The sequence below is a fragment of the Sporanaerobium hydrogeniformans genome, assembly GCF_002735925.1.
GTDB lineage: Bacteria > Bacillota > Clostridia > Lachnospirales > Cellulosilyticaceae > Sporanaerobium > Sporanaerobium hydrogeniformans.
The window spans coordinates 109,719-123,662 of record NZ_PEDL01000001.1 but is presented as its reverse complement, the minus strand read 5'-3'; the positions used below and the strand labels follow the sequence as shown (position 1 = coordinate 123,662).

At 34.5% G+C, this 13,944-nt stretch carries 12 protein-coding genes; 3 read left to right on the top strand and 9 right to left on the bottom strand.

The genetic code is table 11. The features are described 5' to 3' along the window. Positions 1-10: 10 nt before the first annotated feature. Together CS063_RS00605 and CS063_RS00600 are read right to left on the bottom strand one after the other, a co-directional pair. Positions 11-1,072 (bottom strand): HD-GYP domain-containing protein, encoded by a 1,062-nt coding sequence (locus CS063_RS00605; RefSeq protein WP_099447780.1) that lies wholly within the window; start codon positions 1,070-1,072, stop codon positions 11-13. Between the two features lie 178 nt (positions 1,073-1,250). Beyond that, positions 1,251-3,188 carry a YgiQ family radical SAM protein gene (locus CS063_RS00600; RefSeq protein WP_099447779.1) on the bottom strand — a complete coding sequence of 646 codons (1,938 nt, stop codon included), beginning with the start codon at positions 3,186-3,188 and terminating at the stop codon, positions 1,251-1,253. A 237-nt stretch (positions 3,189-3,425) separates the two neighbouring features. Between CS063_RS00600 and CS063_RS18185 the strand changes: the two genes are divergently transcribed. Beyond that, positions 3,426-3,926 (top strand): putative ABC transporter permease, encoded by a 501-nt coding sequence (locus CS063_RS18185; RefSeq protein WP_099447778.1) that lies wholly within the window; start codon positions 3,426-3,428, stop codon positions 3,924-3,926. Here the strand turns inward: CS063_RS18185 and CS063_RS00590 are convergent. The 4 genes from CS063_RS00590 to chvE all read right to left on the bottom strand — a co-directional run bounded on the left by CS063_RS00590 (position 3,880) and on the right by chvE (position 8,746). Then, a complete protein-coding gene (locus CS063_RS00590) occupies positions 3,880-4,770 on the bottom strand; it encodes a C39 family peptidase (protein WP_099447777.1) in 891 nt (296 codons plus the stop codon). The genes CS063_RS18185 and CS063_RS00590 overlap by 47 nt on opposite strands. A gap of 115 nt (positions 4,771-4,885) precedes the next feature. After that, positions 4,886-6,052: a multiple monosaccharide ABC transporter permease gene (mmsB, locus tag CS063_RS00585; protein WP_099447776.1), complete on the bottom strand. Its 1,167-nt coding sequence runs from the start codon at positions 6,050-6,052 to the stop codon at positions 4,886-4,888. Continuing rightward, complete coding sequence (gene mmsA, locus CS063_RS00580) at positions 6,052-7,590, bottom strand: multiple monosaccharide ABC transporter ATP-binding protein (RefSeq protein WP_099447775.1); 1,539 nt, start codon at positions 7,588-7,590, stop codon at positions 6,052-6,054. Before mmsA ends, mmsB begins: the two co-directional genes overlap by 1 nt. Positions 7,591-7,669: 79 nt before the next feature. Then, positions 7,670-8,746, bottom strand: a complete 1,077-nt coding sequence (gene chvE / locus CS063_RS00575; protein ID WP_099447774.1) for a multiple monosaccharide ABC transporter substrate-binding protein — start codon at positions 8,744-8,746, stop codon at positions 7,670-7,672. Positions 8,747-9,045: 299 nt separating this feature from the next. Between chvE and CS063_RS00570 the strand changes: the two genes are divergently transcribed. Both CS063_RS00570 and CS063_RS00565 read left to right on the top strand, forming a co-directional pair. Next, complete coding sequence (locus CS063_RS00570; protein WP_099447773.1) at positions 9,046-9,834, top strand: DeoR/GlpR family DNA-binding transcription regulator; 789 nt, start codon at positions 9,046-9,048, stop codon at positions 9,832-9,834. Positions 9,835-9,837: 3 nt separating this feature from the next. Then, positions 9,838-11,340 carry a sugar ABC transporter ATP-binding protein gene (locus tag CS063_RS00565; protein ID WP_099447772.1) on the top strand — a complete coding sequence of 501 codons (1,503 nt, stop codon included), beginning with the start codon at positions 9,838-9,840 and terminating at the stop codon, positions 11,338-11,340. 91 nt (positions 11,341-11,431) lie between these two features. On the opposite strand, the gene CS063_RS00560 is transcribed toward CS063_RS00565, so the two are convergent. Genes CS063_RS00560 through CS063_RS00550 form a run of 3 tightly spaced genes read right to left on the bottom strand, consistent with a single transcriptional unit; the run spans position 11,432 to position 13,940 of the window. Beyond that, entirely contained in the window at positions 11,432-12,133 is a 702-nt protein-coding gene (locus CS063_RS00560; protein WP_099447771.1) for an ABC transporter ATP-binding protein, read from the bottom strand. A gap of 11 nt (positions 12,134-12,144) precedes the next feature. Then, positions 12,145-12,909: an ABC transporter ATP-binding protein gene (locus CS063_RS00555; RefSeq protein ID WP_099447770.1), complete on the bottom strand. Its 765-nt coding sequence runs from the start codon at positions 12,907-12,909 to the stop codon at positions 12,145-12,147. Then, the gene (locus tag CS063_RS00550) at positions 12,909-13,940 is read right to left on the bottom strand and encodes a branched-chain amino acid ABC transporter permease (protein WP_099447769.1); all 1,032 of its coding nucleotides are present in this window, start codon (positions 13,938-13,940) and stop codon (positions 12,909-12,911) included. The genes CS063_RS00555 and CS063_RS00550 overlap by 1 nt, the downstream gene beginning before the upstream one ends. Positions 13,941-13,944: the final 4 nt, after the last annotated feature.

The window sequence follows — 13,944 nt, the reverse complement described above, 5'->3', positions numbered from 1 at the left end:
TTACTCTCTTTTAATAAATGCGGGGTATATCTTCAAGCTTCTTAAGAATATAAAGTTCTTCATGCTCTTGCAAATTTATTTTATAATTTAATTTCATCTTAGAATTATAATTATAAATAACCTTTACTAAAGGCCTCTTAACATCTTGGCGATAGTTTTTCTCTACTAATGCTATATCTCCATTGCTTAAAATAACAGCACTACCTACTGGATAAAACGCTAGTGTTTCTTCTATGATGGCTCGTATTTCAGGGTTGAGCTTTTCACGACGAGCTACTGTTATGGCTTGACTAATATCCATTCCTATGCGATAAGGCCTATCTGAAAAAAGTGCATGAAATACATCACACGCTGCCACAATTTTAACACCTACGTGAATTTCCTCTCCCTTTCCTAAAGGATAGCCTGTCCCATCCTCTCTCTCATGATGGCAAAGTACAATCAATTTAGTAATAGGGCTAATCTTATCATTTTCCTTTATCATACTATAGCCAATCTCTACATGTGCTTTGATCATATCGTATTCCTCAGTAGTAAGGGCTCCTGGTTTATTTAGGCAGTTTTTAGGCATAATTATTTTTCCAATATCATGAAGAAGTGCCCCAAGCACTATCCTATGTACAATGTCTTGTCTTAGATTCATTTTTCTACATACAACTGCAGTAAGTAAGGCAACTGAAATACAGTGTTCATAAGTATACGTATCATTTACCTTAAGATCCATTATCTCTAATGCAACATCTCGACTAGACAAGCCACTTATAATTTCATCAGCTACTTGTTCAAGAAGTTCACAATTAATCTCTGTGACTTTTTCTAACTTAGCAAATTCTTTCTTTACATCCTCTGTTATTTTCCGCATGGTTTCCATATCCATAATGGGATTTATTTCAATATCTTTGGAAATTTCATCGTCAATATAAATAGTTGTTATATTTCTTTCTAAAAGCTTTTCTCTAAAAGCTTCTTTAAATTTACTATTTTTTTTAAGTAGTACACCACCATCATAACCTACAATATCCCTTCCAATGATGTCTCCTTCTTTAATTCCTTCTAGTCCAACTAATCTCAAATGTTCTCACCTACCTTACATTATGTGAACCTTTACGCCTCTACAGACTTAAAGATTATACCACAGTGAAAACATAAATGCCTACTAAATATTTAAAAATTAAGGCAGATTTTTTTACTTTTTAGAGTTTTTTGTAAAAAAATAATCTCTATTACTAGAGACTATTGATTTTTAAAAATTACTTCCAACGTTTTGCTTGCTTTTTTGCATTTACTTTTTGTTTAGAAGCTTTTGTGTTCATTGTATGATTTGTTCTATTCATTATTTTGGGAGAATCCTTTTTAGCTTGCACGGATTTTTTTTGTCTACCTTTTCGTTCTTCCTTTGGTTTTATGAGGCACTTAGGTCCATAACCAATCAAATCTTCTCTTCCAGCCTGTATCAGTGCGTCATAAACAATCTCATATTTCTTTGGATTACGGTATTGAAGAAGAGCGCGTTGCATAGCCTTTTCACTTTTTGTTTTAGGGACATAAACAGGTTTCATTGTACGAGGATCTACACCTGTATAAAACATTGTTGTAGATAAGGTACCAGGGGTAGGATAGAAATCTTGTACTTGTTCTGGTTGATAATGGATATCTCTTAAATACTCTGCTAACTGTACTGCATCCTTTAAGGTACTTCCTGGATGACTAGACATAAGATAAGGAATGATGTATTGTTTCTTTCCAAGCTTTTCATTAATCTTATAAAACTTATTACAAAAATCATCAAAAATTTTACCTGAAGGTTTCCCCATATAAGCAAGTACATTTTTAGAAACGTGCTCAGGCGCTACCTTAAGCTGCCCACTTACGTGATGTTCCACTAACTCTTTAAAAAATGCATCATTTTCTTTATCCGCCATTACATAATCATAACGAATGCCTGAACGTACAAATGCTTTTTTTACTCCTGGCAAACTACGTACCTTACGAAGGAGCTCTAAATATTCATGATGATCAATATGCATTGCTTTACAAGGGCTTGGAGTAAGACATTGTTTTTCTTTACATGCACCTTTTTTAATCTGCTTACTACAAGCTGGTCCTCTAAAATTAGCAGTAGGACCTCCTACGTCATGGATATACCCCTTAAAATCAGGAAGACAGGTCATCTCCTCTGCTTCCTTCACAATAGACTCTTGACTCCTACTTGTAACGACTCTTCCTTGATGCAATGCAATGGCACAAAAGGAACAGTTTCCAAAGCAACCTCTTGAACTTACTAAACTAAACTTTACCTCTTCAATAGCTGGAATTCCACCAGCTTTCTCATAAATGGGATGATAATTTTTCATATAGGGTAAACCATAGACTTCATCCAATTCTTCTCTTGTCAAAGGCCCTTCGGGTTTGTTTTGTACGACATACTTACCATTATGCTCTTGTACAAGCGTTTGACCTCTTACATGATCCTGCTCTTCTTCCTGCATCTTATATGCCCTAGCATAGGCTAGCTTATCCTCACACACTTCCTTATAAGAAGGCATTAAACGGTATTCAAATACTTCCTCTAAACTGCTAGCAACATAAGAAGTACCCTCTAAATAGCGAATATATTGCGCTCTTAGACCGTCATTAAGAGCGTTTGCTACCTGTACTATTTGGCGTTCACTCATTCCATAGAGAAGTAAATCTGCCCCACTATCTATAAGAATGGATTTACGTACTTTGTCTGTCCAATAATCATAATGGGCAAAGCGTCTTAGACTTGCTTCAATACCACCAATGACAATGTCTACATCCTTATATGCCTCACGTATTTTATTACAATAAACAATAGTTGCCCTATCTGGTCGAAGGCCCATCTTGCCTCCTGGGGAATACATATCCCTTTCTCTTAAACGTTTACTTACCGTATAATGGTTAACCATAGGATCCATATTTCCACCATTTACAAGAAACGCTAGCCGTGGTCTACCCAGTTTCATAAAATCTGTAGTATCCTTCCAATTAGGTTGAGGAATAATCCCTACCTTATAACCAGCATGTTCTAAAACTCTTGAAATAATAGCTGTTCCAAAGCTATGATGATCTATATAGGCATCAGCGGTAACAAGAACAAAATCAAGTTGCTCCCATCCACGCTTTTCCATGTCTGCTTTACTAATGGGTAAAAAATCTTTTTGCATTTTCTCACCTTCTTTAAAGAATAATCCAATCACTGAATCTCTGATTTTTTCAGTTTACCCTTGATTATACCATTATAGTCGGTACAAAACTATATTATCTTGTATTTTACTTTTATTTCTTATTTTAGTTGATAAATTTTACCATTTTTTACATATTTCAAAAAGACTAAATTAAAAAATCACATGCCATACTATATAAAAAATGGGATGTGATAGATTTGCTATTTTTTTTTAAGAATGTACTTTTTTTATTTTATCATTTATAGTTTCTTAGGTTGGATAATCGAAGGACTTTTTAATTGGGCAACTCAAGGCTCTTTTAAAAAACCCAACTTTCTTTTAATTCCCCTTAAACCCATGTATGGTTTTGCAGCTACTTTTTTACTCTTATTCTATCCTCTAGTTAGTTTTCCTTTCTTTCTACTTTTAGCCTTTATAATCCCCTTAGGTGTAGAATATCTCTCCGGCTGGCTTCTTGATCACTATTATGGCTTGCGTTTTTGGGATTATCGCAAGCAACGGTTTAATATAGGTGGTTATATCTGCTTGCAGTTTGCTATTTATTGGGTTATTCTTTCTCTTCTTCTCCTATATACCTTGCAACCTCTCATTGCTTATTTATATTTTCTTATCTCTCCTTGGTGGACCTTTTTTAGTTGGTTTATCTTTGCCTATTTATTGTGGGATTTTCTCACTTCATCACACTATTATCGTCATAAGATCTCTTCATCTCTTTAATTATCTGCTTCGTCCAATAAACCATTTCATTTATCTGACATACTGAAGAAGATTGTTCTTTTTGTGAATCTCCTTCAGTTTCTCTCTCTAACTGAGTTTGCTCTTCCTTTATTACTTTCTCTTCGTATAAAAAGGAAGGTGCAAAGTTAAGACTCACCGCTTGTTTTCCTAAATCATTATAACGCTTCTCTACTAAACTGCGTTTATAGCGTTGCTCTTTACCCGTATAAGGGTCATTTAAATACAAATAGTACTTATCATAACCCACTAGTAAAAGGGCATGCTCATTACCAGGCCATCTAAAAATAGTTCCTTTACTATCTATAATCCAACTATTTTTATAACTTACCTGACTCATACCGATGGTTGCCCAAATCATAACTGGGCGACCTTCTTCAATATTTTTTAAAAGTTCGTCTAAGCTTTTCCCCTTTAAATCCTCTACCTGCTTAGGACAATAATACTCTAACATTTTTACGATCACTTCTGAAAACACACCATAACTATGTACACTATAAGGACTACCTATAAAAGCTTGACTTGGATGGTAGCCATAACGTTTTCCATTTTTATAATAAGGCACATCGCACTTCGGCATGCTACTAGCTACTTCTTCTTTACTTACTTTTACTCCATGATAATTAAGAAGCATCGTCAAAGTTGTCGCTTCACAACCAGTAGGTAGTTCCGGAAACTGCTTTATACATTTTACATTTTTGATTTTAACCAATCCTTCTTGCCTAAAAACCCCTTCATTGGCTTCTTTATTGGCATAGACAGGGTTGCTTCCTAAGGAAACTACTAGTACTTGTAGTACTAGTAGTTTTATTTTAATCCACTTCATTCCTTTTCTCCCTTTTTTTGTAAATTGTAATCAAAAAAAATAGAATAGCATCTCTTTTGCTATTCTATCATTATAACAGTAATTGTAAAATTTTTCCATATGGTTTGTTTAGATTTTATTTTTTAGCCTTGTTTTTAGTATATACATCAAAGGCAACTGCCATTAGTAATACAAAGCCCTTTATTGCTTGTTGCCAGTCAATACTTACTCCCAATATAGACATACCATTATTAAGTACACCCATGATAAGCCCACCAATAATACATCCATACACTGTTCCTATACCACCAGATGCAGAAGCACCTCCTATGTAACATGCAGCAATTGCATCAAGTTCAAAGTTAACACCTGCTTTAGGAGTGGCTGCATTAAGTCTTCCTGCAAAAACAATTCCTGCTAGTGCAGATAAAACACTCATATTGACATAGACCCAAAACAGTACACGATTTGTTTTTACACCTGAAAGCTTAGCAGCCTTTTCATTTCCACCAAAGGCATAAACATGACGTCCTGCTACAGTCTTATTAGTAACAAATCCATAGATAAGTATGAGGGCTGCTAAAAGAATGAGGACTGTTGGAATCCCCTTATAGCTTGCTAGCCAATAAGTAAATAAATTAACCATTCCTACAGTTACTCCGAGCTTTGCTATAAAAAGTGGCCTAGATAAAACTTCAAAATCATACTTTAAGGTATTTTTACGCTTTTGCATTTCAAGACCTATATAAATAATGGATAAAATAACCCCGATAACTAAAGTAGTAATATGAAGCTCACCTGAACTTAATATATCTGGAATAAAGCCTGAGCTTATAATTTGATAGGATTCTGGAAAAGGTGCAATAGTTTGCCCCTTTAGAATAACCATAGTTAGCCCCCTAAACACTAGCATACCCGCTAATGTAACAATAAAAGGAGGGATTCTTACATAAGCAATCCAATAACCTTGCCATGCCCCAATAATAGCTCCAACTAACAAAGAAAGGAAAATGGTTGGAATAACTGGCACTTTGAGCTGAATACTTAGTATGGCAGAGATTGCTCCTACAAAAGCAGCTACTGACCCTACTGAAAGATCAATATTCCCTGTTAGAATACATAGGAACATCCCCACTGCTAGAACTAAAATATAGCTGTTTTGAAGAATAAGGTTCGTTACGTTAAGTGGTTTCATTAAAATGCCACCTGTTATAAGCTGAAAGAAAATAATAATGGAAATGAGTGCAATTCCCATGCCATATTGTCTTATGTTGTTTTTGAAAAGTACTTTTATTTTATCCATTATTTGGCCTCCTTACTACTTTGCATAATGCATTTCATTACGCTCTCTTGAGAAGCTTCTGCTTGTTCCAGCTCCCCTACAATTTTACCTTCATTCATCACATAAACCCGGTCACTCATTCCTAACACTTCTGGAAGTTCTGATGAAATGAGGATAATAGCTTTCCCCTGTTTTGCCAGTTCATTAATAATTGTATAAATCTCATATTTTGCCCCTACATCTATTCCCCGTGTTGGCTCATCTAATATCAAGATATCAGGTTCAGAATAAATCCATTTACTAAGTACAACCTTCTGCTGATTACCTCCTGATAAATCTCCTACCTTTTGTAAAATGCCTGCACATTTAATATTCAACTTTTCTTTATAAGAAGTAGCTACATGTATTTCCTTATTGTCATCAATGACTCCCTTATGGCTAAGATTTTTTAGATTCGCTAAAGAAATATTATGTCTAATATCATCAATTAAAATAAGTCCTGCTGTTTTTCTATCCTCTGTTACATAGGCAAGACCTCTCTCAATTGCATCGCTTACATTTTTAATATGAATTTCTTTACCTTCTTTAAATAATTGTCCACTGATGTTCTTACCATATATTTTTCCAAATATACTTGTTGCTAACTCTGTTCTTCCTGCCCCCATAAGCCCAGCTATACCTACTACTTCTCCCTTACGAACATAAAGATTAATATCCTCTAAAACTAATCTTTCTTCATTAAGTGGGTCATATGCCCTCCAATTTTTCACTTCAAACATAACTTCACCAATAGTCCCTATGCGTTTCGGAAACCTATCTACTAATTCTCTTCCTACCATCCCTTTTATAATACGATCTTCTGTAATGGCATCCTTCCCTTTAACTAGTGTTTCAATCGTACTTCCATCTCTAATAACTGTAATTTTATCTGCTACCTTCGTTACTTCCTTTAACTTGTGTGAAATAATAATAGAAGTCATTCCTTCTTCTTTTAATTCTAATAATAAATTAAGAAGATGCTCTGAATCCGTATCATTAAGGGCAGCTGTCGGTTCATCTAAAATAAGAAGCTTAACCTCCTTTGCTAATGCCTTTGCTATTTCTACTAATTGCTGCTTACCCACACCTATGTTCTTTATTAACTCATGACTGTTTTCATGCAACCCTACCTTTTCTAGCAGTTTTTCTGTATAGGTATGCGTTTTATTCCAGTTAATAATGCCTTTTTCTTCTTGCTCATTTCCTAAAAATAAGTTTTCAGCAATAGATAAATAAGGAACCAGTGCAAGCTCTTGATGAATAATAACAATTCCTTTCTCTCCACTATCTTTTATATTTTTAAACTTACATTTTTTTCCTTCTAATAAAACGTCTCCTTCATAACTTCCATATTCATAAATACCGCTTAGTATATTCATAAGAGTAGATTTACCTGCGCCATTTTCCCCTACCAATGCATGAATTTCACCTTTATCTACTTTTAAATTAACGCCCTTAAGCACTTTTACACCTGAGAAAGACTTGCTTATATCCTTCATTTCCAACAATTTATCAGCCATCTCTTCAAAGCCCTCCCTCCTTTATTAAAGAGGCTGTTACAAATAGCTTAAGCTTTGCAACAGCCTCTCTCTTAAATACTTACTTTAATTGATCCTCTGTGTAATAACCTGTATCAATAAGCGCTGCTTTGTAATTACTAATGTCTACACTCACTGGTTCACATAAATAAGAAGGTACAACAATAACACCATTATCATAAGTTGTTGTATCATTTACTTCTGCTTCTTTGCCTTGTAATACAGCATCTACCATTTGAACAGTCTTTTCTGCAAGTGTACGTGTATCCTTGAAGACTGTTTGTGATTGCTCTCCAGCAATAATCGATTTAACAGAAGGTATTTCTGCATCTTGACCTGTTACAATAGGTAAGGGTTGATTAGCAGAACCATAGCCTACTGCCTTTAAAGAAGAAAGAATACCAATTGAAATACCATCATAAGGTGAAAGCACTGCATCTACTTTTGAACCATCTGCATAATTAGCTGTTAAAAGATTATCCATACGGGCTTGAGCTGTTGCTCCATCCCATCTTAAGGTAGATACCTTTTCCATACCTGTTTGACCTGATTTAACAATTAATTGTCCTTTTTCTATATAGGGATTTAAAACACTCATTGCTCCATCATAGAAAAAGTAAGCATTATTATCGTCAGGTGATCCACCAAACAATTCAATATTGAAAGGTCCCTTACCTTCTTTTAATCCTAACTTTTCTTCAATATAGCTTCCTTGTTGTACTCCTACTTTAAAATTATCAAAGGTTGCATAATAAGTAATAAATTCAGAGCCACGAATCAATCTATCATAGGCAATAATTTTAATCTTTGCATCAGCTGCTTTCTTTATAGCACCTGTTAACGCTTCACCATCAATAGAAGCAATAACAAGAACATCTACACCCTTTGTAATCATATTCTCTAGTTGAGAAACTTGTGTTTCAACTACATCCTCTGCATATTGCAAGTCTACCTTGTAACCTTTAGCTTCTAATTGCTTTTTCATATTATCACCATCTTGAATCCAACGCTGTGAAGATTGTGTAGGCATAAGTACTCCCACAAACTTCCCATTATTTCCACCCTTACCTCCACATGCTACCATAGTTAACGACATTGCTCCTGCTAAAAGTGCGGCTAAAACTTTCTTTACTTTCATAACTTATACCCCCATTTTCATTTTATTACTTTCGTTTTGTTTCGTTTTGTGTTTTTTACTTTCATTTATATTTAAATACTAATATTTTTTGTGCTAATTGTCAATATATTTTTTATTATATAATTTTTTTTATTCAAATTAACCTTTGATTTTTATTTTTACATTATTTAACTTTCAATTGAAACCTTTTTTAAAGTTATACTATTTCTTTTTCATTAAAAAACAAGACTAACTTTGTTTTTTTCTCATTTTGGTTTATACTTATACTAATTTTAGCTTTACTTGAAAGGAGGCTCATTGTGTTTGCTATTGAAAGAGTAAAAATCATTAAAAATTATTTAACACAAAATAAAAAAGTTGAAGTATCCAAACTAAGTGATATGTTAAATGTTTCTGAGGTAACGATACGTAAAGATTTAGAGAAATTAGAATCTGAAGGATTTTTAAAAAGATTTCATGGTGGAGCTGTCCTAACTCCCCCTCTATCTACTTTAGCATCTACTTCTACTATCGAAAATTTCCATGAAGAAGAAAGGATTCGTGAAATAGCAGCTGTTGCTATTGAAATGATTGCGGACAATGATTTTATCTTACTAACAAATGGTCCCATTAGCTTAGAAATTGCTCAAAATCTAAAAAGTAAATCAAATCTTACTGTCTTGACAAATGACCTGCTTATTTCATTGGCTCTTAGTCAATATCCTTATATAAAAACCATTCTACTAGGTGGTGATATCGATAGCCATTCGAAATGTAGCTATGGTCGTCTAACCCTCTCTCAGCTTTCTCAATTCTATGTTAATAAGTTCTTTATTGAAATAGAGGGTTTTAGTGAGACTGTTGGCTTTTCTGTTTCAAATGTTGATAAAGCAACGCTTATTCAGGAAGCTCTTTCTAACGTTACTTCAAAAATCGTTCTTTTTACCGATGAAGCCTTTAATAAAAACGCTTTTTTTAAAGTAGGTGCCCTAACTATAGCAGATACGATTATTACAAATAGTACCGTAGACCCCTCTTTTAAAAAACTTGCTTATCATCACAATATCCAGTTGTTCACTTCTATTAATCTGATGGAAGGAAGTGACTAGTGAATGGATTATTTATTAGAACTTAAAGCTATTTCCTCACAATTAAGTGATACATTTGCCTTAAAGGAAATTAACCTTAATTTACTTCCTCAAGAGGTTCATGTCATTATTGGTCAAAATGGCTCCGGTAAATCTGCTTTAATGAAAATAATCGCAGGACTTATCTCTGATTACACAGGTCAAGTTTTTATTCAGGGAGAACCTGTTATTATTCCTTCTTTATTAGCGGCTAAAGCTCTTGGTATCTTTTATGCTCCTCAAGAAGTCGAACTCTTTGAAGATATGACCGTTGCTGAAAACCTTTTCTTTGAATCCATTAATAAAAATAAGTTGTTTATTCCCATTAATTATCCTCAGCTTTATGCTCAAGCTCAAAACTTACTTGATCAGTTTGAAATCAATCTTTCCTCTCAAACTCTTGTGGAAGATTTAAGCTTAGCCCATAAGCATCTGTTGCAAATTTTAAAAGCCTATGTATGTGAAGCTCGTATTGTCATTTTAGATGAACCTTCTGCAGCCTTTACCGATTATGAAAGTGCTATTTTACATACTATTATTCGCCATCTCCAAGCTAAAAAGGTTGGGATTTTTTTCATCTCTCATCGTTTAAGTGATATTGACCTCTTGGGAAATCGTGTATCCATTATCAAGGATGGTCACCTCTTAGCCACACTACATGTAGATGAGTCCGTCAATGAAGAAATCATTTATCTTCTTGCAGGTACCTCCTTGTCTAATCGCTATCCTAAACTGCATTTTAATAAAGGAGATGTTCTCTTAAAAGTACAAAACCTGCAATCTTCTGATATTCTTACTCGTATTTCCTTTTCCCTACATCAACATGAGATTCTAGGCATTACTGGCTTAGCTGGTTCAGGTCGTACACTACTTGCGAATTGTTTATTTGGCAACGCGCCTTACACCTGTGAACATTTAGAAGTCAATGGGCAACTTTTGCAAATTAAACATCCTACAGAAGCTATTTCACATCTTATGGCTTTGCTTCCTGAAGACCGAAATTTACATAGCATCCTTCCCTCACTTGATGTAGCTGATAATATTGCTTTTACCGCCCTTTCTCGTTTCTCTCATCTCTATCATATTAACTATGAAATGCTTCATGCCACTGTACAGGATTATTTAAAACGCTTTAATATTGAAGCTTGTATGTATGAGTCTATTCATCATTTCAATCCAAGCATTCAGCAAAAAATGTTGCTTTCTAAATGGATTATGAATCAAGCTAAAATATTTATTTTAGATGAACCTACTCGTGGAGTAGATATTCCTAATAAAATTGATATGTATAACTGTATGAATGACATGATCAAAAAAGGGGCTGGCATCATCCTTATCTCCTCTGATTTCGATGAAATTCTTGGTATGTGTGACCGTATCCTTATCCTTTCTCAAGGTCAGCTTATTCATGAAATGTCTCATAAAGAAGCAACTAAAGAACTCATTTTAAAATATGCCATTTCTCCTCAACCTTCTAAGGAGGCTTAATATACAAAATTAAATCTTTCTTGAACACAAAAGGAGCTAGGCAATAAGTTTTTTATAACTTATTACCTAGCTCCTTTCACGCTAAAACCAATTAGCCTAAATAAGCTTTTTTAACTGCATCATCATTAAGTAATTTTTTAGCCTCTCCTGCTAAAACTACCTTCCCTGTTTCTAATACATAAGCATGGTCTGCAATACTTAAAGCCTTATGAGCATTTTGTTCAACTAGTAAAATGGTCGTACCATCTTTGTTAATATCCTTGATAATATTAAATACTTCATCAACTAAAATAGGTGCAAGCCCCATAGATGGCTCATCCAAAAGCAGAAGTTTTGGTTTAGACATCAAAGCTCTAGCAATAGCAAGCATCTGTTGTTCTCCACCACTCATGGTTCCTGCTAATTGTTTTCTTCTTTCTTTTAATCTAGGGAAACGTTCATAAACCATATCATAATCTGCTTCTAAGCTTCCCTTATCTTTTCGTGAATACGCACCCATCTCTAAATTTTCTTTTACACTCATTTTAGCAAAAACACGTCTACCTTCTGGCACTTGTGCCATTCCCATTTCAACAATAGTATGAGCTCTTGTATAGGTAATGTCCTTGCCATCAAAGGTAATAGTACCCGTCTGTGGTTTAATAATGCCTGAGGTGGTATGCATAATAGTGGTCTTCCCTGCGCCATTGGCTCCAATAAGAGTTACAACCTCGCCTGCCTTTACTTCAAAGCTTACGCCTTTTATGGCATGAATTGCTCCATAATAGACTTCTATATTTTCTACCTTTAACATCCTTCCACCTCCTAATTTCCTAAATAAGCACCAATTACTTTTTTATTGGCTCTAATTTCTTCTGGAAGACCTTGAGCAATAATCATGCCATAATCAATAACAATTAGACGTTCGCAAATCCCCATAACAAGTTTCATATCATGTTCAATAAGCAGAATAGATACATCAAAGTTATTACGAATAAAGTGAATGTTCTCCATGAGTTCATGGGTTTCTTGAGGGTTCATTCCTGCCGCTGGTTCATCTAAAAGAAGAAGTTTGGGTTCTGCAGCTAATGCTCTTGCAATCTCTAATTTTCTTTGTTCACCATAAGGCAAATTTTGAGCTAACTGATAAGCTTGATGCTCCATATTAAAAAGGGCTAAAAGCTCCAAAGCCTTCTCTTCAATTTGCTTTTCTTCTTTCCAGTATTTTGTACCAGGAAAACGTAAAATACTATTAGAAACGCCATAAGTCATCTTATGATGAAAAGCAATCTTTACATTATCTAGAACAGTAAGCGTTTTAAACAAACGAATGTTTTGGAAGGTTCTTGTTAAACCTTTCTTTACAATTTGATTAGGCGTAAGACCTATAATGCTTTCTCCACCTAGTAAAACATCACCTTGAGTCGGTTGATACACGCCTGTTAATAAGTTGAAGATCGTTGTTTTACCTGCTCCGTTAGGTCCAATAAGGCCTACTAATTCGTGATTATCAATACTAATTTCAAACTCATCAACAGCTTTTAAACCACCAAAGCTAATCCCTAGGTTTTTTGTCTCTAATAGAGCCATCATTTCACCTCCTGTGCATCAGAAGATTTTGAGCTACTCTTCTTACCCATTACCTTCTTAATCAAACCAACTAAAGAAAATTCTTTACTTCCTAATAGGCCTTCTGGTCTAAAAATCATCATAATAATAAGAAGTGCTGAATAAATAACAAGACGCCACTGATCAATAACATGTAAGAACTCATTGAGAATTCCTAAAATAATTGCCGCTACAATCGTTCCTGTTAAACTCCCCATTCCTCCTAATACAACGATAATGAAAATTTCAACAGAATACATAAATGTAAATTTCTTAGGGTCAATCATTTTTTGATAGAAAGCTAAACAGCCTCCTGCAATTCCTGCAAAAAAAGCAGAGGTTGCAAAACCAAAAATTTTATAAAAAGTAGTTGGCACGCCTACTGCCTCTGCTGCAATCTCATCCTCTCGTATAGAAAGAATAGCCCGACCATGGCGTGAACGAATAATAAGGTATAAAATCGCTAATACAATGATTACAAGCCAAAATATCATTTCAAAGCTCATATAACCTAAGTAGCCTCTAAAGCCTCTTGCACCACCTGTAAATTGGAAGCCCATTACTTTAAAATCCAAATTAAAAATGGCAATACGAATGATTTCACCAAACCCTAATGTAACGATTCCTAAATAATCTCCACGAAGTCTAAGAGCTGGAATCCCAATAAGTATACCAAAAATGGCTGCCATAACACCTGCAAAAATAAGAGCAACAATCATTAAGCCAACAACAATACCATCTGAATTTTGAAAACCATTTATCTTCGCTACCTTCATCACAAAGGCTGCCGAATAGGCACCAATAGCCATAAATCCTGCATGCCCTAGTGCCAGTTGCCCTAAATACCCTGTTGCAAGATTCAAGCTAGCTGCAGCAATAATATTGATGCCAATAAGAACAAGCACACCCGATACGTAGTTATTAATAATACCCTGTGCCATTAACACCTCAAACAAAATAAAAAGCAAAACAATTCCACCAAAGGTTACACTATATTCTTGCCATTTCTTCATGCCA